Here is a 19,549-nt window from a genome sequence, read left to right on the forward strand (position 1 = left end):
CTTACTCCAGAGATAAGGCTTGCAGCGCGGCGATCAGGCGTTCGCACTCGGTGCGGGTTCCCACCGAGATGCGCAGACAACCTGCGAGGCCGGGGTTCTTGTTTTGGTCACGCAAAATAATGCCCTGATCCCACAAGGTTTTAAACACCTTTGGTGAATCGGTAAAGCGCACCAAAATATAGTTGGTTTCGCTGGGGAAGACCTGCTCCACAACGCGAATTTGCGGCAACTGTTCAAACAACCAGCTACGGTTGGCATTCAGCTCATCGACGTGCTGGCGCATTAAGGCAATCCCTTCGTCGCTCAGTGCCTGGCCCGCCACGTCGGCGACCGGCGTCGCCAGCGGATAGGGCGCAATCACCTTCATCAGCAGGTCGATAACCGGTTTATTCGCCAGCGTAAATCCGCAGCGCAGACCGGCCAGCGCGAAGGCTTTCGACAGGGTGCGCAGGATGACCAGGTGCGGATATTCGCGCAACCAGCCCGCCAGCGTCGCCTGTGGGCAAAATTCAATATAGGCTTCATCCGCGACGACCAGCGCTTTGCCGGCGGTCATCGCCAGTAGCTGACGGATAGCGTCCTGATCAATCAGGTTACCCGTGGGGTTGTTCGGGCTGCACATATAAACGACTTTCACACCGTCGAGCTGTTCGGCAATCGCGGGCAGGTTCAACTGCCAGTCTTCACGTGCCGGCACGGTACGGTACTCAATGCCGATGGTTTCCGCGCTGACGCTGTACATACCGTAAGTCGGTGGGCAGAACAGAATCGCGTCTTTGCCGGGCTCACAGAACGCCCGCATCAACAGCTCAATGCCTTCATCTGCGCCGCGGCTGACCAGTACCTGCTCAGGAGACAGGCCCGCGTAAGCCGCATAGCGGGTGATTACCTGCTTCGGCTGGCATTCCGGGTAGCGGTTCAGGGTTTGCTGCGACAGCTCAAAGGGCACCGGCAACGGAAACTCGTTAGCATTCAGCCAGACATCACCGTTGCCGCCCAGACGACGCGCCGACTGATAAGGCGTCAGCGCACGCACATTGGCGCGGGCCAGTTTTTCAATATCCTGACTCATGCTTGCTCCTTGAGCGCGGTGACGCGCAACGTGACGGCATTTTTGTGGGCATCCAGCTGCTCCGCGGCGGCCAGGGTTTCAATGGTGGCGGCGAGAGCCATAAAGCCCTGCGGCGTCAGTTCCTGTACCGTCATACGTTTCTGGAAGTCGGCCAGCCCCAGGCTGGAGCAGGTCGCGGTATAACCATAGGTAGGTAGCACATGGTTCGTGCCGGAGGCATAATCGCCTGCAGACTCGGGCGACCAGTCGCCCAGGAACACGGAGCCTGCGCTGGTGATTTGCTCAACCAGGTCGCGCGGCGTGCGGGTTTGCAGAATCAGGTGCTCCGGACCATAGCGGTTGGAAATCGCCACACACTGTTGCAAATCGCGGGCCACGATCAGGCGGCTGCTTTCCAGCGCCTTACGGGCCGTGGCGGCACGCGGCAGCTGCGCCAGCTGTTGTTCGACAGCGTCAGCCACGCGCTCAGCCAGTCCCTGTGAAGGCGTCAGCAGAATCACCTGAGAATCCGGCCCGTGTTCCGCCTGAGACAACAGGTCGGACGCCACGAACGCGGGCGTGGCACCGTCGTCGGCGATCACCAGCACTTCTGACGGGCCCGCGGGCATATCGATAGCCGCGCCATCGAGGCACTGGCTGACCTGACGTTTGGCTTCGGTGACCCAGGCGTTGCCCGGTCCGAAAATTTTAGCCACTTTCGGCACGGTCTCGGTGCCGAAGGCCAGGGCGGCAATGGCCTGCGCACCGCCCACCTGAAATACTTCTTCTACGCCACACAGCTGGGCCGCATAGAGAATCTCGTCGGCAATCGGCGGCGGTGAGCACAGCACCACGCGGCCGCATCCGGCAATACGTGCCGGTGTCGCCAGCATCAATACGGTGGAAAACAGCGGGGCGGACCCCCCGGGAATATAGAGGCCGACCGATTGCATCGGGCGCGTCACCTGCTGGCAACGCACGCCCGGCTGGGTTTCGATATCCACAGCTGGCAGAATCTGCGCACGGTGGAAAGTCTCGATATTGGCGACCGCCACCGCCATTGCCTGTTTGAGTTCATCACTGAGACGATCGCTGGCAGCCTGCATCTGCTCAGCGGGCACGCGAAAATCCGTCAGCTCAACCTTGTCAAAGCGCGCGCTAAAATCGCGCAGAGCTGCGTCGCCTTCGCTTTTCACGCGCGCCAGAACGTCACGCACAATCTGACTGATGCTGTCAGAGGCAGACAGCGCCGGGCGTGCCAGCAGCGCCTGTTGCGCCTCCGCGCTGCACGCCTGCCAGTTCACGGGTGTCATGATTTTGCTCATCGTTTACTCCAGCATTTTTTCGATTGGCAGCACCAGAATCGAACTGGCACCCAGCGCTTTGAGTTTTTCCATGGTTTCCCAGAACAGCGTTTCGCTGCTCACCATGTGCATTGCCACACGGCTCACATCGCCCGCCAGCGGTAACACGGTTGGACGCTCGGCGCCCGGCAGCAGGCTGATGACTTCTTCCAGACGCTCACTCGGTGCATGCAACATGATGTATTTAGATTCACGTGCTTTAATCACGCCCTGAATACGGGTCATCATTTTATCGATCAGCTCCTGCTTGGCCGCGGGCATGTCGCCGTCGCGCTGAATCAGCACGGCTTTAGAACGATAGATGACTTCCACTTCACGCAGACCGTTCGCTTCCAGCGTGGCACCGGTGGAGACCAGATCGCAGATCGCATCGGCCAGGCCGGCACGCGGCGCCACTTCGACCGAGCCGTTCAGCAGACAGGATTTAAAGGCGATACCTTGCTTGTCGAGATACTGTTTTAACAGGTGAGGATAGGAGGTGGCGATGCGGGCATTGTTCAGGCACTGCGGGCCGGTGTAAGCGTCATCGACCGGCATGGCCAGTGACAGACGACAGCCGCCAAAGTCGAGGCGACGCAGCGTGAAGTAGCGAGGATCTTCGCCCTGTGCGCGGCGCGTCAGTAACTCTTCTTCCAGCACGTTTTCGCCGATAATGCCCAGGTCGACCACGCCGTCCATCACCAGGCCCGGAATATCGTCATCGCGCACGCGCAGAATATCAATAGGCATATTTTCAGCGAAGGCAATCAGACGCTGTTGCTGAAGATTGATTTTGATCCCGCAGCGCGCCAGCAGCTCGCGTGAATCATCGCTTAACCGACCTGATTTCTGCATAGCTATGCGTAAACGGCTATTGTCTAACATTGTTCCTGTCCCCTTAATTAACCTGTCCTGAATGCGTATTTTGCGTCAGCCCATAAAAAAACCCCCGGAAGACGATCTTCCGGGGGTTTTCTTGCGTTCGCACCACTGGAAGATCCTAGACGTCTTCCAGCACACATCGCCTGAAAGACTAGTCAGGGTGATGGTGGTGATGATGGTTGAACTGAACGCGTGTCATAAAATTCTCGATAATGAAAAGTTATTCATTTGTGTGGAATTAACCTAACGAAGATAGTTGAAATTGGCAACTCTTTTTTAATGTTGTTCTTCGCAAAGCACAGAAACACTTTGCACTGGTTTGCAACTCAGGGGCAGCTTAAGATGGCTGAATCTTGACGTTCGCAGCAGGAGACAATATGAAAAAGGTCGCAATTGTAGGACTCGGCTGGCTGGGCATGCCGCTTGCGATGGCGCTGACCGCGCGAGGCTGGCAGGTGACCGGCAGTAAAACCACGCCGGATGGCGTAGAGGCGGCCCGTCGCTGTGGCATCGATGCGTTTCAACTTGAACTGACGCCCGAACTGGTCTGTGAGGCCGAGGACCTGGAGGCGCTGTTTGACGTGAATGCGCTGGTTGTCACCCTGCCCGCCAGCCGCACGGCAGAGGGCGGCGACGCCTATGTGCAGGCAGTACAAAACGTGGTGGATACCGCGCTGGCGCGCAATGTCCCACGGATCATCTTTACCAGTTCCACTTCCGTCTATGGCGGCAGCGCCGGTATCAAAACGGAGAAAAGCCCGCTTCAACCAGAAACCACGGCAGGCAAAACGCTGGTGGACCTGGAAAACTGGCTGCACGACTTACCCGGCACCAGCGTCGATGTATTGCGTCTGGCCGGGCTGGTGGGCCCGAAACGGCATCCCGGTCGCTTCCTGGCTGGCAAACAGGATTTACCCAATGGATCGCACGGGGTGAATCTGGTGCATCTGGATGATGTGGTGGAGGCGATTATGCTGCTGCTGCAAACGCCTAAAGGCGGCAGGACGTTTAACCTGTGTGCGTTGAAACATCCGTCCCGCGCCCATTTCTATCCCTGTGTGTCGCGCCAGCTGGGCATGACGCCGCCCACCTTTGAACCGCAGACGCACGACGACAGTGGTAAGTTGATTGACGGCGCGCGTATCTGTCACGAGCTGGGCTTTGAATACCGCTACGACGATCCGCTGAAAATGCCGCTGGAATGAGTGTGGCTTTCCCCTTAACGGGGAAGGCGTCGTGTTCTGTTCCTGATCACACGCCGAGTCGGTCGCGTAAGGCATACCAGGCGGCACCCATGGCCGTCAGCGGCACTTTAAATCGCCGTCCGCCAGGGAAGGGCAGGTGCGGAAGCTTCGCGAAGGCATCAAAGCGCTCAGCATCCCCACGCAACACTTCGCTTATCAGCTTGCCGGAAAGGTGCGTGCAGGTCACGCCATGGCCGCTGTCGCCCTGCATAAAGTAGACGTTGTTTTCCAGCCGACCAAACTGTGGCATGCGCGACAGCGTCAGCAGAAAATTTCCGCTCCAGGCGAAATCAATCTTCACGTCCTGCAACTGCGGAAAGGTGCGTAGCATTTTAGGCCGGATCATCGTGATCACATCGCCAGGCTCGCGCGCCCCATAAACCACACCGCCACCATAGAGCAGCCGGTTGTCGGCGGTCAGGCGGAAATAGTCCAGCAGATAATTGGAATCTTCTACCGAATAGTTGTTGGGTAACAGCGCTAATGCCCGGTCACGGGACAGCGGTTCGGTGGCAATGATTTGCGAGCCGCACGGCATGCTTTTGCGACTCAGGCGCGGTTCGAGTTCGGAAGGCAGATAAGCATTGCCGGCAAAAATCAGAAACGTGGCGCTGACTTCTCCCTGTGCCGTTTTTACCCGATTAGGTGAACCGTAGCTGACGCTTAACGCGGCGGACTGTTCATAGATACGACCGCCGTGGCGACGAATGGCTTCGGCTTCTCCCAGCGCCAGATTCAGCGGATGCAGATGTGCGCCGCGTTTGTCGAGCAGCCCACCTACATAGCGCTCTGAGCCGATCTCGCGACGAATGCCGCGCTCATCTAACAGTTCAAGCTGGTCGTTACCGTAACGCTGCCAGGCGGCTTTTTGACTGGCCAGGTGTGCCATCTGACGGCGGTTAAACGCGGCGAAGATACCGCCCGGGCGGTAATCGCAGGCGATTGCGTAACGGTCGATACGATCGCGAATAATATCACCGCCTTCAAACATCATACTGCCCAGCATTTTCGCGCTGTCTTTGCCGTAGCGTTGTTCAATCACATCCACATCGCGGCTGTAGGAGTTCACGGCCTGGCCGCCATTGCGGCCGCTGGCACCGTAACCAACGCGAGCCGCTTCAAGCAGCACCACATCGTAACCCGCTTCGGTTAAAAACAGGCCGGCCGATAAACCCGTAAAACCGGCACCAATAATGCAAACGTCACACTGGATGCTTTCCTGCAGCACCGGCCAGGGCGCATGGGGGTTCCGTGTGGAGGTGTAGTAGTTTTCTACGTAATTCATATCAAGCTCCTTGGCGAACGTCCCTGATTAAAAATTGGCGGGCGTATGGGCGCTGACGATGCGACAGGGCACATCGGCCTGGTTGGTAAAACTGTGCGGCAAACCCGTATCGATCACGTAACTTTCGCCGGCCGTCAGATGAAATTGCTGACCGTTAACTTCCAGTACGATGCGCCCTTCCAGCAGGGTGCCGGTCTCTTCGCCCGCATGGCGTAACTTTTCGCCGGTGCTGGCACCTGGCTGGTAAGTTTCCAGTAACATGCCTAACGCCCGGGTTTTCGTGCCGTTATCAACCAGTTTAAGCGAAACGCCCTGACTGCCGATTTCCAGCAAATCTTCAGGCCGGACCACCACTTTGGGCGCGTCCTCAGCATGCGGCTCCGAAAAAAACGCAGACAAAGACAGGCCATAAACCTTCAGTAACTTTTGCAGCGTGCTGACCGCCGGGCTGACCTTATCCTGTTCGATAGTACTGATGGCGCTGTGGGTCAGTCCGGCCAGTTCCGCGACGCGCCGTTGTGACAGTCCCATGGCCTGACGGATCTGCGCCAGGCGGCGTCCCGGAGCCTGAGCCGCATCATTCATACCTTTTTCCTCTGGTGATAGTGCAGGGCGGCCTGAATAAAGCCGTCAAACAGCGCAAAGGACGGCGTGGCGGGTTTCAACTGCCATTCAGGATGCCACTGTACGGCAAGGGCGAAAGGGTGCGCTGGCAGGCTGACCGCCTCAATCAGACCATCGGGCGCACGGGCCTCAACGCGCACCTGCGGTCCCGCTTCACGAATGCCCTGGTGATGAACGGAGTTGACGGTGATCGGCGCACGCCCCAGCAGCCTGTCCAGCAATCCTCCCGGTGCAATCTGGATGGCATGAGCGGGTGCGTAAGTTTGTTCAGGTGAGGCATCCTCGTCTGCATGGTGGCGCTGAAACTGCGGATGGTGGTCAAGGTGGCGATACAGGGCACCGCCGTTGGCCACGACCAGCTCCTGCATGCCCCGACATATGCCCAGCAGCGGCACCTGTTTACCGACAGCATGCGTAATAAGGTTAAACGCCAGGCGATCGCGGCCGGCATCTGCCTCCGGCTCTTCGCCTTCTTCGCCATACAGCCAGGGCGCCAGATGGCTGGGGCTCCCGGTCAGCAGAATGCCATTCAGCACAGCCATAGCGTTTTCTGATAGATGCGGGGCAGCCATAAGGTGATGGGGCAGGGCAAGCGGCACGCCGCCCGCCAGGACGATGGCATCAAGATATTTGTTGTGGACAGACTGAACCGGGTGGCCCTGATTGTGCGTCTGGCACATCACTACGCCAATCAAAGGCTTGTCAAAAATAATGCCCATCTTTCCCCCTTAACTGCTGTTCGAAATATTTGACGAAAAGGGCATGTCTGATGGTTAAGTGTGCAATATTTTGTCAATCTAGCAATCCATTGGTCGATCTTCAAACAGATTTGTTACATTTGCACACTTTTTACGTTAGAGCTATGTTAGATGAGTGGCGGTTTTTTTGAGCATTACGCACTCCCATTTTTGTGGTCAAAGGCGGATGAAATCATGACTAACCTGGTAGAAGTAGAAGACTTCACGCTTCACAGTGAAGAGAGACGAACCAGCGCGTTCCAGCAAGAAGTGAAAAACTGGCTGGAGCGCCACCCTGAAACGCAGTATGTCGATATCTTGCTCAACGATTTAAATGGTGTTTTTCGCGGTAAGCGCATCCCGGTTTCGGCCTTAGCCAGGCTGGAAAAAGGCTGCTACTTTCCCGCCTCGGTTTTTGCCATGGATATTCTCGGCAATACCGTCGAAGAGGCCGGCCTGGGCCAGTCGCTTGGTGAACCCGATAACCTCTGCCTTCCCGTCCATGGCACGCTCGTCCCCTCCGCCGCCGATCCGCAACACATTGCACAACTGCTGTTAACCATGTGCAACCAAGATGGCACTCCCTTTGACGTTGAACCCCGAAATGTTCTGAACCGGCTGTGGCAACAGCTGCGTAATCGTGGACTGTTTCCGGTGGTAGCGGTAGAGCTGGAGTTCTATCTGGTCGATAAAAAGCGCGATGCAGAAGGCTATATTCAACCGCCCTGTGCGCCAGGCAGTGACGATCGCAACAGACAAAGCCAGGTTTACTCGCTGGATAATCTCGATCACTTCGCCGATGTCCTGCGTGATATCGATGCGCTGGCCCGTCTGCAGGGCATTCCTGCGGATGGCGCGCTGGCGGAAGCCTCGCCGGGGCAATTCGAAATCAATCTCCATCATACCCGTGATGTGCTGAGCGCCTGCGACCATGCTATCCAGCTCAAGCGCCTTATCCGCCAGGTGGCAGAGAACCACGGCATGACGGCAACGTTTATGGCAAAACCCTATGAGGACTATGCCGGAAGCGGGATGCACGTCCATATCAGCATGCTTGATGCCGCTGACCATAATGCCTTTGCCTGTGATGACGGAAGCGATTCCCCGCTGCTGAAACGCACGCTGGCGGGCATGATTGACCTTATGCCTGCCTCCATGGCGCTGCTGGCCCCCAACGTCAATGCCTTCCGTCGTTTTGTGCCCGATGCCTACGTTCCTTTGCAGGCGTCGTGGGGCCACAATAACCGTACGGTAGCGTTGCGTATTCCCTGTGGCGATCTGGAAAGTCGCCGCATTGAGTACCGGGTAGCCGGGGCGGATGCGAATCCTTATCTCGTCATGGCTACCATTCTGGCCGGCATGTTGCACGGCCTCGATACGCAGCTGCCGCTGCCACAGCCGGTTAAAGGAAACGGCCATGAAGCGGAAGGGCTGGCGCTGCCGATTCGGCAGAGCGATGCACTCTATGCCTTCGAAAGCAGCTATCCTTTACAAAAATTACTGGGTGAGAAATTTGCCAAAGTGTGGTTTAGCTGCAAAAATTATGAGCTTATGCAGTTCGAAAGATTAATCACTGCCACCGAAATTGACTGGATGCTGAAAAACGCCTGATTAAAATTTTGCATTCTATGCGACAACGTCTTGAAATAATGCGTTGGGTTAGGGCAAAATACGCCCCCTGCAAATTCAGAACATAACCGACGCTCACCGCGCCGGTTATTTTTTTGCATATTGTTTTTAACGCGTAGCATTTAGCTGACACCAACGAGGCCGGGCACGCACCCGGATAGATAAACACTGAAAACACGCAGCCGCGTGAGATTGAGGATGTAAAGATGGGGATGTTTAACACTCTGCCAGCCCAGGCTGGTACACGTTTCCGTGATGACTACGGCGCCGCGCTGGCCGCCAGCCTTACTCCCTGTCGCTTAATGCGCAGTTTCCTTGTGAATCAACCCAGCCAGGTTGCTGCGCAAGGAGGACTGAAGCATGTCGCTTAATACCTCTGCCGCACCACAACGTGCCCAACTGAAAAAAACGCTGACGTTACTTCCTGTTGTCATGATGGGCTTAGCCTACATGCAGCCGATGACCCTGTTTGATACCTTTGGTATCGTATCGGGCCTGACGGACGGTCACGTTGCCACCGCTTATGCTTTCGCCCTGATTGCGATTCTGTTTACCGCCGTGAGTTACGGTAAGCTGGTACGCCGCTTCCCATCTGCGGGCTCCGCTTATACCTATGCTCAGAAGGCCATCAGTCCGCACGTCGGCTTTATGGTGGGCTGGTCATCGCTGCTGGACTATCTGTTCATGCCGATGATCAACATTCTGTTGGCTAAAAACTATTTTGAAACCCTGGTGCCAGGGATCCCGTCGTGGATTTTCGTGGTGCTGCTGGTGGGCTTTATGACGCTCTCCAACCTTAAGGGCATCAAAACGGTCGCTAACTTCAACAGCGTGATTGTCATCCTTCAGGTGGTGGTCATGGTCGGTATCACCGCGATGGTGATTTACGGCGTGGCGCACGGCGAAGGTGCGGGAACAGTGGTAAGCAGTAAACCGTTCTGGTCTGAAAACGCCCATGTGGTGCCGATGATCACCGGTGCGACGATTCTGTGTTTCTCATTCCTCGGTTTTGACGGCATCAGTTCGCTGTCAGAAGAAACGAAAGATGCAGAACGTACCATTCCGCGTGCGATTTTCCTGACCGCGCTGATTGGTGGCCTGATGTTTATTGTCGCGTCGTACTTCCTGCAACTGTATTTCCCGGACATCTCGCGCTTTAAAGAGCCGGATTCGTCGCAGCCTGAAATCATGCTGTATGTGGCCGGTAAAGCGTTGCAGATCGGTATCCTGATCTTCTCTGTGGTTACGGTACTGGCGTCCGGTATGGCAGCGCACGCAGGCGTTTCACGTCTGATGTACGTGATGGGCCGTGATGGTGTGTTCCCGGAGCGTTTCTTCGGCTATATCCATCCAAAATGGCGCACGCCGTCCCTGAACGTGATTCTGGTGGGTGCCGTAGCGTTGATGGCGATCAACTTCGATCTGGTCACCGCGACTGCGCTGATTAACTTTGGTGCGCTGGTTGCGTTTACCTTCGTTAACCTGTCAGTGATTGCGCAGTACTGGGTACGTGAAAAACGGAATAAGACCCTGAAAGATCACGTCCAGTATCTGGTTCTGCCGATGATGGGTGCCCTGACCGTGGGTGCACTGTGGGTTAACCTGGAGCAAAGTTCTATGGTGCTGGGACTGATCTGGGCCGCGATTGGTATTGTTTACCTGGCCTTTGTGACGCGCAGCTTCCGCAATCCCGTTCCACAGTTTAGCGAAGAAGTGTAATCCCCTGGCCCTGCTCATTCACAGAGCAGGGCCGTTTTCTGTCAGCTTTTACTTGCCAGCATCAGTGCCCAGCTTCCTGCCTGTAACGCGTTCCGCCCTGCGGCATTTAACTGATCATCTGTCACAATCACATCAAACTTTTCCAGCGGTAAGGCCAGCCACGTCGCGATTTTATCGTATTTCGAGCTGTCGCTGAGCAGCACGCGTTTGCTGCTGACGTCACACACGGCCTGTTTAACCGCTACCTTGTCTTCATCCGGCGTAAACAAACCGCGCAATCCCCAACTGGAAGTGGAGACAAAGGCAATGTCAATTGCCAGTTGCCGCAGGTGGCGTGCGGCTGCATCGCCAATGCAGGAACGGTTATCCCGACAGACGGTGCCACCGGTATGAATCACCCGGCAGCGGCTCGCCTCCATCAGCAAATTGGTCACCATAAAATCATTGGTGACCACTAACAGGTCCTCCCTGTCGGCAATTTCCCGCGCCAGCGCCAGTGTGGTCGTACCGGCATCCAGATAAATACAGCTGTCAGGCGGAATCAGCTGAGCGGCCAATTTGCCGATGGCGTTTTTTTCTTCATTACACAGCGCGGTCTTGGTCAGGTGCGAGGGTTCGCTCGCCAGGCGGTTAACGGAGCGCACGCCACCGGAAACCGACAGCACCGCGCCCTGTTCCTCCAGCTTCTGCACGTCCCGACGAATCGTCATGTGTGACACGCCAAAACGCTCGGTCAGTTCGGCGATGCTCATTACGCCGCGCTCGGCCACCAGTGCCAGAATCTGTTGATGACGCTCAACGGGGATCATATACACCTCGGTTTATCATTTTTTCACATTGTAGGGGATGCCTTCACAAAGACGCACGGAAATTTTGCACCAGATCCCCTTTGCTGGTGGCGATTTGACCGCGATACCTGGTAATAACAGTTACGTGGCTGATGTGAATAAATGTTCAACTGCGGCCTTATGAAGTTAATTTATGTGAAATACGGCACGTTTTTACCTGCACTTTCCTGCCACTATTACCAGCAGAGACCAAAAATTCACTTAATTTAACAAGGGAGGCCACCGATGCCCGCTTCAAACATCTGTGTCATAGGTTTAGGCTCAATGGGAATGGGCGCGGCGCAGTCCTGCATCCGGGCTGGGCTGGCGACATGGGGCGTTGATCTGAATCCGCAGGCCTGCGAAACGCTGCGCCAGGCAGGCGCGCGTGACGCGCAGTCGTCGGCTCATGCCTTTGCCGAACACCTGGATGCTGTCCTGTTGCTGGTCGTGAATGCCCGGCAGGTTAATGCGATTCTGTTTGGCGAGCAGGGGCTGGCGGCCAGGCTGAAGCCGGGCACGGCGGTGATGGTATCCTCCACCTTGTCCGCGCAGGATGCGCAGCAGATCGCCGCCAGACTGGCGGACTGTCAGTTGCTGATGCTGGATGCGCCAGTGTCCGGCGGGGCCGCCAAAGCCGCCAGTGGCGAAATGACCGTGATGGCATCCGGGAGCGATGCGGCCTTTGCGGCTTTGCAACCGGTACTGGATGCGGTCGCCGCAAAGGTTTACCGCGTCGGCACGGAAATCGGTCAAGGATCGACAGTCAAAATCATTCATCAGCTGCTGGCAGGCGTGCACATTGCCGCCGGGGCCGAAGCCATGGCGCTGGCCGCCCGCGCCGGGATTCCGCTCGATACGATGTATGAGGTGGTCACTAACGCAGCGGGCAACTCATGGATGTTTGAAAACCGTATGCGCCATGTCGTCGACGGCGACTATCGACCGAAATCCGCAGTGGATATCTTTGTTAAAGATCTGAATCTGGTCGCCGATACGGCGAAAGCCCTGCATTTCCCGCTACCGCTGGCCTCTACCGCGCTGAATATGTTCACTGAGGCCAGCAATGCCGGTTTTGGCCGCGAGGATGACAGTGCGGTGATTAAAATCTTCAGCGGCATTACGCTGCCCCAGCGCGAGGAGGCGATGTGATGCGCTTAGGGGTGATTGCCGATGATTTTACCGGCGCAACCGACGTTGCCAGCTTTCTGGTGCAGAACGGGCTTTCTACCATTCAGTTTAACGGCATCCCAGAACAGACAACGGTCCCGGATGCCCAGGCCATTGTGGTCAGCCTGAAATCGCGATCCTGTGCGCCGGCGCTGGCCGTCAGTCAGTCGCTTGCGGCGCTGCGCTGGCTGCAGGCGCAAGGCTGTGAGCGCTTTTATTTCAAATACTGCTCCACGTTCGACAGCACCGCTGCGGGTAACATCGGTCCGGTGACGGATGCGCTCATGGCCGCGCTGAATGAGACGCTGACGGTGATCTGCCCGGCATTGCCGGTCAACGGACGTACCGTTTATCAGGGCTACCTGTTTGTGGGGGAACACCTGCTGTCGGAGTCCGGCATGCGCCATCATCCTGTCACGCCGATGACCGACAGTAACCTGCTAAGGCTGATGGCGTGTCAGAGCACGGGAAAAGCCGGGCTTATTCCGTTAGCCACGGTCGAGCAGGGCGCAGGCGCGATAACAGAGCAACTTGAACATCTGCGTGCTCAGGGCGTGAACTATGCCGTAATCGACACGCTTACTGAGCAGCATCTGCTGAATCAGGGCGAAGCGCTGACGTCGATGCGGCTGGTCACGGGCGGCTCCGGGCTGGCCATTGGCCTGGCGCGCCAGTGGTCAACATCTGGCTGCGACGATGGTCAGGCGCAGCGCGCGGGCTATCCGCAGGGGCAGCGGGCCGTGGTGCTTTCGGGTTCCTGTTCACCAATGACCAACCGCCAGGTCAACGCGTATCGCCAGCAGGCACCCGCCCGGGAAATTCACGTTGAGCGCTGCCTCAACGATGAACAGTACGCCGGGGCGCTGTGCGACTGGGTCGTTGAGCATGCCGACGGGCCGCTGGCCCCGATGCTCTTTGCCACTGCGGATGCGCAACAGCTGCAGTCGATCCAGCAGCATTTCGGTGCACAGCGCAGCAGTGAGGCGGTAGAGCAACTGTTTGCTCAGGTGGCGAGAGATCTGCAATCCCGCGGCTGGCAGCGTTTTATCGTGGCGGGCGGCGAAACTTCGGGCGTGGTCGCCCAAAGCCTGGGCGTGACCGCCTTCCATATTGGTCCGGTGATTTCGCCCGGTGTGCCCTGGGTCAGAGATATCCAGCAGCCGCTGTCACTGGCGCTGAAGTCTGGCAATTTTGGCGATGAGCAGTTCTTCCGCCGCGCACAAACGGAGTTTTCACATGACTGAACAACAGGCCCGCGAAGAGATGGTCAGACTGGGTGCCTCGTTCTTCCAGCGTGGTTACGCCACCGGCTCGGCCGGTAATCTGTCGCTGCTGCTGGACGACGGCACCTTACTGGCAACGCCCACGGGGTCCTGCCTGGGCGAACTGGATGCGGAGCGTCTGTCTAACGTGACGTTACAGGGGGAGTGGATAGCCGGGGATAAACCGTCGAAAGAGATCGCCTTTCACCGGGCGCTCTACCTGAATAATCCGGACTGTCGGGCGGTGGTTCACCTGCACAGTCACTACCTGACCGCGCTTTCCTGCCTGCAACATCTGGACAGCCAGAACTGCATCCGCCCGTTCACGCCCTATGTGGTGATGCGGGTAGGCGATGTACCGGTGGTGCCTTATTATAAACCGGGTGATGCGCGGCTGGCGGAGGATCTGGCGCTGCTTGCCCCGCGTTACCGCGCCTTCCTGCTGGCAAACCATGGTCCGGTGGTGGTCGGCAAAACCTTGCGCGAAGCGGCGGATAATACCGAGGAGCTGGAAGAAACGGCGCGTCTGATGTTTACCCTGGGCGATCGCGCCATTCGTTATTTAACCGCCGACGACGTCGCTGAACTCAGGAGCCGGTAATGCCAAAGTTTGCAGCTAACTTATCTACCCAGTTCAACGAAATGCCTTTTCTGCAACGCTTTGCCGCGGCGGCACAGGCGGGCTTCAGCGCGGTCGAGTTTCTGTTTCCCTACGAATATCCGGCTGAGCAACTGAAAGCGCTGCTGGCGGATAACGGGCTTAAACTGGTGCTGTTTAACACCGCACCGGGCAACGTTGACGCGGGGGAATGGGGCGTTTCGGCTATTCCCGGACGGGAAGCCGACGCGCGCGCAGATATCGACCGGGCGCTGGCATATGCACGGGCGCTGGATTGCCCACAGGTGCATATCATGGCCGCAACGGTGCCGCCGGGTGCCGATCGCCAGCGCTATGTCGAGACATTCATCCGCAACATGCGCTACGCGGCAGAACGATTTGCCCCGTATAACATCCGCTTGTTGATCGAAGCCCTTAATCCCACGACCAAACCGCACTATCTCTATGCCAGCCAGTATCACACGCTGGAGATGGTCGACCTTATCGACCGGCCCAATGTATTCACCCAACTGGATCTGTTTCATGCCCAGATTGTGGACGGCAATCTCAGCCATCTGATTCGCCATTACGCCGGACGTTATCGCCATGTGCAAATCGCCGCCGCGCCCAGTCGACATGAACCTGACGAGGGCGAGATCAACTACCCGTGGCTGTTCAGCCTGTTAGATGAGGTGGGCTACGACGGTTGGGTCGGCTGCGAATATTTCCCGCGCGGCGACACCGTAGAGGGACTGAGCTGGCTGGCGCCCTGGATGAAAAACCGCTGAGTTAACGTGAAAAAATCACACCGGTGCTGCGGTACCGGTGCCATTCTGCTCGTCTCTGAAACGGAGCGGCACCAGGTTGAGCTTTAACGAAAAAAACGCGAAAAAAGATAACTATTCCAGAGGTTTACTATGACGACTGCGTTGCTGTTAGCCATTGCGACCGCCAGCATTGTGATATTGCTGTTGCTGGTCATTAAAGCCAAAGTCCATCCCTTTGTTGCCCTGTTAATTGTCAGTCTGCTGGTGGCCATCGCGACCGGTATTCCGGCTGAAAAAATCATGGAAACCATTATCAGCGGGATGGGCGGACTGCTGGGGCATATCACTATCATTATCGTGCTGGGGGCGATGCTGGGGGCCATTATCGAAGCCTCTGGCGGCGCAGAGTCGCTGGCCCAGCGTTTCAGCAAAACGCTGGGTCTGAAACGTACCGTTGCCGCCCTGACGATGGCTGCCTTTATTTTAGGCATCCCGGTGTTTTTTGAAGTGGGCTTTATCATTGTCATTCCGCTGATCTACGGTTTTACCAAAGTGGCGCGGGTGTCCCCGCTGAAGTTTGGCTTACCGATGGCGGGCGTCATGCTGACTGTGCATGTGGCGCTGCCGACGCACCCTGGTGCCGCCGCTGCCGCGGCCATTTTGCATACTGATATGGGCTGGCTGATGATGCTGGGAATTCTGGTCTCGGTGCCGGTCGGTATCCTCGGCTATTACGTGGCAAAGGCAATGAACCGTCGGCAGTACCACCTGTCGGTTGAGGTACTGGAACAGTTGCAGATGGCGAAGCCGGAAGGGGTACAGAAGAAAAATGAACCCGCACCACCGGGCGCGCTGACCATCAGCGGTTTGATCGTCGTCCCGATTGTGCTGATCGTGGCAGGCACGCTGTCGCACTCGCTGCTGACGGAAGACAGCCTGCTGCGCAAGGTGATGACGGTTATTGGCACCCCGCCGATTGCGCTGCTGATCGCCCTGGGACTGGCCGCCTGGCTACTGGGCCTGCGTCGTGGCTGGAGCAAGGACAAGCTGGAGGACCTGACCGGTCGCGCCATTCCGGGATCGGCCAGCGTGATTCTGGTGGCGGGCGCGGGTGGGGCGTTTGGTAAGGTACTGGTGGAGTCCGGTGTCGGCAACGCGCTGGCGCGGGCGCTGGAAACGCTGCATTTGCCCCTGATTCCTGCCGCGTTTATTCTGTCGCTGGCGCTACGCGCCTCGCAGGGCTCGGCAACCGTGGCGATCCTCACGACCAGCGGATTACTGACCCAGGCCGTGACTGGCATAGATGATATGCACCGTGTACTGGTCACACTGGCGGCGTGCTTCGGCGGTCTGGGCCTGTCGCACGTGAATGATGCAGGTTTCTGGGTGGTAACGCGCTATCTGGGCCTGTCGGTGGCGGACGGTTTAAAAACCTGGACGGTACTGACGACCCTGATGGGGCTGAGCGGCTTTGCCCTGACCTGGGCGCTGTGGTGGGTAATCTGATATACAAACCGGGAGGGCGACAGGCCTTCCCGGTCTGACGGGACGTCAGGACACCAGTTCCTGCGCGTACCGGTACAACGCTTTAAGCTGAGACAGTTTTTCCGCGTCCCCTTCGTGCAGGCTGGCCAGCGATTCCAGCTCCATCAGAAAAGCCTGCACTTTTTCTGGATTCAGAACCTCACGGCGATGCTGAAGCCAGCGCTGCTGTTCGGCATCATCCAGCGTACCGGGGAAATTACGGGCGCGATAACGAAACAGCAGTTTTTCCACCCGCGGGCTGTCAAATGTCAGATTGAGCGCAGGCAGATTGGCTGGAGCGGTCTGACGGATGATGTTCATTCCCGCGCGGTCGGCATCGCTAAAGAAACCGTCATAGAGCTGCGTGTCGACATCCTCTGATGGCGCAAAAGGTTCCGCCTCAGCAAAAATAGCCACCAGTTTTTCACGTACGTCAGGATGCTGACGCAGCGTGGCCAGATTATCCAGGCAGAACTGACGATCAATACCCAGCCGCCCGGCATCTTCCGGACGCAAGGTATTAGCGGGTGCCAGCACCGGACACTTATTGATGTGCACCAGTTTCACCGGCACGGCAGGCTGATCGCCCAGCTCGCTTTTAGGTGTGTACAGGCGCTCGCGCAAACTGTCCGCATCCAGCGTCAGCAGGGGCGCAATATCCCCGGCCAAATCCACCACGATCAACGCATTGCGGTTGTCCGGATGCCAGGCAAGCGGCACCACCCAGCTGGTATTGCCGCGCGCCGCGCCAAACATGCCAGAAACATGGACCAGCGGCTTCATCTGCGGGATGTCGATCAGGGTCATCAGTTTGTTTTTGTTGCGATGCGTAAACAAAAACTCAAACAGTTTTGGCTGTTTTTCTTTCACCAGTCTCGCCATTGCCAGCGTGGCATAGACATCCGACATCGCATCATGGGCGTTTTCGTGCGCCACGCCGTTGGCTTTGGTCAGATGCTCCAGCCGGAAGCTGGGAAAGCCGTCATCATTCTCTGGCCAGTTGATACCTTCCGGGCGCAGCGCATAACAGGCGCGCATCACGTCCAGCAAATCCCAGCGGGAATTACCGTTTTGCCAGCTCCAGCCGTACGGATCGTAGAAGTTGCGGTAAAAGATATTGCGCGTCACTTCATCGTCAAAGCGCACGTTGTTATAACCCACGACGCAGGTTTGTTCGGTGGTAAACAGCGCATGAATACGGGCAGCAAACTCGGCCTCGTTCACGCCCCGGGAGGCGGCTAATTGCGGCGTAATACCGGTGATCATGACCGCTTCAGGCTGGGGCAGGTAATCATCCGGTGGGCGGCAGTAGAATACCTCTGGCTCGCCAATCGGATTGAACTCGCTGTCGGTGCGCAAACCAGCAAACTGTGCCGGACGATCCCGTTGCGGGCTGGTGCCGAAGGTTTCGTAATCGTGAAACAAAAAAGTGAATTCAGAGGCGGGCACGTCGCTGTCCTGTCTGCAAAAAATCAACGTTCAGGATAGTCGTCTGCGTGCCTGAGTACAACTGCCAGGGTGCAGGCTGTTGAATGGTGCGCAGCAGTTCATACTTTTTTTCAATTTATTTAAACCTTATTAAGGGTTTTGCCGTAAAACGTCCCGCTGTTCATGTCCGTTTTACTTGCTTAACTAAGGATGAAGTGTTGAAAAGGCGTCTGTTAATTACCGTAACTGTTTTTTGGGCTTCGCTGGCGCAGGCCGACGATATGCCATTTCCTGTGACGCCACCGGCGATTGATGCAGCCTCCTGGGTGCTGATGGACGCCACCACGGGGCAGGTGCTGACCGCGGGCAATCCCGACGAGCGCCGGAATCCCGCCAGTCTGACGAAGCTGATGACCGGCTATGTGGTCGACCGCGCGATCGACCAAAAGAAAATTACCCGCGACGACATGGTGACGGTGGGAAAAGATGCCTGGGCAGCAGGCAATCCGGTCTTTAAAGGCTCCTCACTGATGTTTCTTAAGCCCGGTGATAAGTTAAGCGTGCGTGATCTCAGCCGCGGCGTGATCATTGATTCAGGCAATGACGCCTGCGTTGCGCTGGCGGATTACGTGGCCGGTAGCCAGGACAACTTTGTTAAGTTAATGAACCACTACGTGGAGAAACTGGGGCTGACGAATACCCATTTCGAAACCGTACACGGTCTGGATGCGCCGGGGCAATATTCCAGCGCACTGGATATGGCAAAACTGTCACGCGCCATTATTGATGGCGAGCCCGATTTCTATGCCATGTACCGTGAAAAAACCCTCACCTGGAACGGCATTACCCAGAACAACCGTAACGGCCTGCTGTGGGACAACAACCTGCACGTCGATGGCCTGAAAACGGGCCATACTGAAACGGCGGGTTTCAATATCATTGCCTCCAACATTGTGGGTCAGCACCGCCTGATTGCCGTCATCATGGGCGGGAAAAGTGCGAAAGGGCGTGAAGAGCAGGCGCGCAAGCTGCTGGTCTGGGGCCAGAATACGTTTGATACCGTACAACTGTTCCATGCCGGTAAGAAAATTGGCAGTGAACATGTCTGGTACGGTAATCCGCACCAGGTTGACGTGGGCACGGCAAACGATGTTTATCTGTCACTGCCGCGCAGCGAAATCCCGAACGTCAAAGCCAAATACGTGATCAACCGCACCGACCTGGAAGCGCCACTTAAAGCCAATGAGAATATTGGTGAAATCCAGGTGATGGACAAGGACAAGCAGATCGCCAGCTATCCGCTGGTGGCACTCACCGCCGTTAACGAGGCGGGCGTAGTGAGCCGCATCACGGACTACCTGAAACGCAAGTTCTAATCGTTACGTCCCTGCTTCGCCTTCGCGGGGCAGGGATGAACCCGCTATCGTGCGTCATGTGTTGTCGTCATGGTGAATTTTGC

General features: G+C 57.0%; 19 protein-coding genes and 1 other annotated feature. Of the genes, 10 read left to right on the forward strand and 9 right to left on the reverse strand.

The features are described from left to right. Position 1 precedes the first annotated feature (1 nt). The 4 genes from hisC to hisL form a co-directional block, all read right to left on the reverse strand. Complete coding sequence (gene hisC / locus RAC90_RS00285; RefSeq protein WP_039338110.1) at positions 2–1,072, reverse strand: histidinol-phosphate transaminase; 1,071 nt, start codon at positions 1,070–1,072, stop codon at positions 2–4. Beyond that, entirely contained in the window at positions 1,069–2,376 is a 1,308-nt protein-coding gene (hisD, locus tag RAC90_RS00290; RefSeq protein WP_375123808.1) for a histidinol dehydrogenase, read from the reverse strand. Before hisD ends, hisC begins: the two co-directional genes overlap by 4 nt. A 3-nt stretch (positions 2,377–2,379) precedes the next feature. Continuing rightward, complete coding sequence (gene hisG / locus RAC90_RS00295) at positions 2,380–3,279, reverse strand: ATP phosphoribosyltransferase (protein WP_006119827.1); 900 nt, start codon at positions 3,277–3,279, stop codon at positions 2,380–2,382. Positions 3,280–3,331: 52 nt separating this feature from the next. After that, positions 3,332–3,452 (reverse strand) — a sequence feature (His leader region). Continuing rightward, positions 3,428–3,475 carry a his operon leader peptide gene (gene hisL / locus RAC90_RS00300; protein WP_100396937.1) on the reverse strand — a complete coding sequence of 16 codons (48 nt, stop codon included), beginning with the start codon at positions 3,473–3,475 and terminating at the stop codon, positions 3,428–3,430. Its footprint overlaps the feature before it by 25 nt. Positions 3,476–3,653: 178 nt before the next feature. Here hisL and RAC90_RS00305 point away from each other — a divergent pair, with 178 nt between their 5' ends. Next, on the forward strand, positions 3,654–4,481 hold the full coding sequence (locus RAC90_RS00305; RefSeq protein ID WP_375123809.1) for an SDR family oxidoreductase: 828 nt from the start codon (positions 3,654–3,656) through the stop codon (positions 4,479–4,481). 46 nt (positions 4,482–4,527) lie between these two features. On the opposite strand, the gene RAC90_RS00310 is transcribed toward RAC90_RS00305, so the two are convergent. Genes RAC90_RS00310 through puuD form a run of 3 tightly spaced genes read right to left on the reverse strand, consistent with a single transcriptional unit; the run spans position 4,528 to position 7,148 of the window. Beyond that, positions 4,528–5,805 carry an FAD-binding oxidoreductase gene (locus RAC90_RS00310; RefSeq protein ID WP_039338107.1) on the reverse strand — a complete coding sequence of 426 codons (1,278 nt, stop codon included), beginning with the start codon at positions 5,803–5,805 and terminating at the stop codon, positions 4,528–4,530. Positions 5,806–5,832: 27 nt separating this feature from the next. Further along, positions 5,833–6,390: an HTH-type transcriptional regulator PuuR gene (gene puuR / locus RAC90_RS00315; protein ID WP_054633493.1), complete on the reverse strand. Its 558-nt coding sequence runs from the start codon at positions 6,388–6,390 to the stop codon at positions 5,833–5,835. Next, the gene (gene puuD / locus RAC90_RS00320) at positions 6,387–7,148 is read right to left on the reverse strand and encodes a gamma-glutamyl-gamma-aminobutyrate hydrolase (protein WP_054633494.1); all 762 of its coding nucleotides are present in this window, start codon (positions 7,146–7,148) and stop codon (positions 6,387–6,389) included. Before puuD ends, puuR begins: the two co-directional genes overlap by 4 nt. 210 nt (positions 7,149–7,358) lie before the next feature. Here puuD and RAC90_RS00325 point away from each other — a divergent pair, with 210 nt between their 5' ends. The 3 genes from RAC90_RS00325 (at position 7,359) to RAC90_RS00335 (ending at position 10,514) form a co-directional block, all read left to right on the forward strand. Continuing rightward, positions 7,359–8,777 (forward strand): glutamine synthetase family protein, encoded by a 1,419-nt coding sequence (locus tag RAC90_RS00325; protein WP_172677646.1) that lies wholly within the window; start codon positions 7,359–7,361, stop codon positions 8,775–8,777. 224 nt (positions 8,778–9,001) lie between these two features. Continuing rightward, positions 9,002–9,166, forward strand: a complete 165-nt coding sequence (locus tag RAC90_RS00330; RefSeq protein WP_006119821.1) for a hypothetical protein — start codon at positions 9,002–9,004, stop codon at positions 9,164–9,166. Then, positions 9,156–10,514: an APC family permease gene (locus RAC90_RS00335; RefSeq protein ID WP_039338101.1), complete on the forward strand. Its 1,359-nt coding sequence runs from the start codon at positions 9,156–9,158 to the stop codon at positions 10,512–10,514. The genes RAC90_RS00330 and RAC90_RS00335 overlap by 11 nt, the downstream gene beginning before the upstream one ends. 41 nt (positions 10,515–10,555) lie before the next feature. Here RAC90_RS00335 and ygbI read toward each other — a convergent pair whose 3' ends face one another. After that, positions 10,556–11,323 (reverse strand): DNA-binding transcriptional repressor YgbI, encoded by a 768-nt coding sequence (gene ygbI, locus RAC90_RS00340; protein WP_058708390.1) that lies wholly within the window; start codon positions 11,321–11,323, stop codon positions 10,556–10,558. A gap of 264 nt (positions 11,324–11,587) precedes the next feature. On the opposite strand from ygbI, the gene ltnD reads away from it, so the two are divergent. The 5 genes from ltnD to RAC90_RS00365 all read left to right on the forward strand — a co-directional run bounded on the left by ltnD (position 11,588) and on the right by RAC90_RS00365 (position 16,644). Continuing rightward, the gene (gene ltnD, locus RAC90_RS00345) at positions 11,588–12,493 is read left to right on the forward strand and encodes an L-threonate dehydrogenase (protein ID WP_039338099.1); all 906 of its coding nucleotides are present in this window, start codon (positions 11,588–11,590) and stop codon (positions 12,491–12,493) included. Further along, a complete protein-coding gene (otnK, locus tag RAC90_RS00350) occupies positions 12,493–13,755 on the forward strand; it encodes a 3-oxo-tetronate kinase (RefSeq protein WP_058708389.1) in 1,263 nt (420 codons plus the stop codon). Before ltnD ends, otnK begins: the two co-directional genes overlap by 1 nt. Further along, positions 13,748–14,374 (forward strand): aldolase, encoded by a 627-nt coding sequence (locus RAC90_RS00355; protein ID WP_006119816.1) that lies wholly within the window; start codon positions 13,748–13,750, stop codon positions 14,372–14,374. The genes otnK and RAC90_RS00355 overlap by 8 nt, the downstream gene beginning before the upstream one ends. Beyond that, entirely contained in the window at positions 14,374–15,159 is a 786-nt protein-coding gene (otnI, locus tag RAC90_RS00360; RefSeq protein WP_058701601.1) for a 2-oxo-tetronate isomerase, read from the forward strand. The genes RAC90_RS00355 and otnI overlap by 1 nt, the downstream gene beginning before the upstream one ends. A 129-nt stretch (positions 15,160–15,288) precedes the next feature. Further along, positions 15,289–16,644, forward strand: coding sequence for a GntP family transporter (locus RAC90_RS00365; RefSeq protein ID WP_054633499.1), 1,356 nt, complete (start codon positions 15,289–15,291; stop codon positions 16,642–16,644). A gap of 45 nt (positions 16,645–16,689) precedes the next feature. On the opposite strand, the gene sbcB is transcribed toward RAC90_RS00365, so the two are convergent. Further along, on the reverse strand, positions 16,690–18,111 hold the full coding sequence (sbcB, locus tag RAC90_RS00370; protein WP_058708388.1) for an exodeoxyribonuclease I: 1,422 nt from the start codon (positions 18,109–18,111) through the stop codon (positions 16,690–16,692). Positions 18,112–18,308: 197 nt separating this feature from the next. On the opposite strand from sbcB, the gene dacD reads away from it, so the two are divergent. Continuing rightward, entirely contained in the window at positions 18,309–19,466 is a 1,158-nt protein-coding gene (gene dacD / locus RAC90_RS00375; RefSeq protein WP_172913000.1) for a serine-type D-Ala-D-Ala carboxypeptidase DacD, read from the forward strand. Positions 19,467–19,549: the final 83 nt, after the last annotated feature.

This window comes from Pantoea sp. CS_6, assembly GCF_041954745.1.
Classification (GTDB): Bacteria; Pseudomonadota; Gammaproteobacteria; order Enterobacterales; family Enterobacteriaceae; genus Pantoea; species Pantoea stewartii.

Coding starts and splice junctions, on each gene's coding strand:
- puuD (WP_054633494.1), bottom strand. CDS start 7,148: ATGGGCATTATTTTTGACAAGCCTTTGATTGGCGTAGTGATGTGCCAG.
- puuR (WP_054633493.1), bottom strand. CDS start 6,390: ATGAATGATGCGGCTCAGGCTCCGGGACGCCGCCTGGCGCAGATCCGT.
- otnI (WP_058701601.1), top strand. CDS start 14,374: ATGCCAAAGTTTGCAGCTAACTTATCTACCCAGTTCAACGAAATGCCT.
- hisG (WP_006119827.1), bottom strand. CDS start 3,279: ATGTTAGACAATAGCCGTTTACGCATAGCTATGCAGAAATCAGGTCGG.
- RAC90_RS00335 (WP_039338101.1), top strand. CDS start 9,156: ATGTCGCTTAATACCTCTGCCGCACCACAACGTGCCCAACTGAAAAAA.
- RAC90_RS00330 (WP_006119821.1), top strand. CDS start 9,002: ATGGGGATGTTTAACACTCTGCCAGCCCAGGCTGGTACACGTTTCCGT.
- otnK (WP_058708389.1), top strand. CDS start 12,493: ATGCGCTTAGGGGTGATTGCCGATGATTTTACCGGCGCAACCGACGTT.
- RAC90_RS00355 (WP_006119816.1), top strand. CDS start 13,748: ATGACTGAACAACAGGCCCGCGAAGAGATGGTCAGACTGGGTGCCTCG.
- RAC90_RS00305 (WP_375123809.1), top strand. CDS start 3,654: ATGAAAAAGGTCGCAATTGTAGGACTCGGCTGGCTGGGCATGCCGCTT.
- hisC (WP_039338110.1), bottom strand. CDS start 1,072: ATGAGTCAGGATATTGAAAAACTGGCCCGCGCCAATGTGCGTGCGCTG.
- RAC90_RS00365 (WP_054633499.1), top strand. CDS start 15,289: ATGACGACTGCGTTGCTGTTAGCCATTGCGACCGCCAGCATTGTGATA.
- hisD (WP_375123808.1), bottom strand. CDS start 2,376: ATGAGCAAAATCATGACACCCGTGAACTGGCAGGCGTGCAGCGCGGAG.
- ygbI (WP_058708390.1), bottom strand. CDS start 11,323: ATGATCCCCGTTGAGCGTCATCAACAGATTCTGGCACTGGTGGCCGAG.
- RAC90_RS00310 (WP_039338107.1), bottom strand. CDS start 5,805: ATGAATTACGTAGAAAACTACTACACCTCCACACGGAACCCCCATGCG.
- ltnD (WP_039338099.1), top strand. CDS start 11,588: ATGCCCGCTTCAAACATCTGTGTCATAGGTTTAGGCTCAATGGGAATG.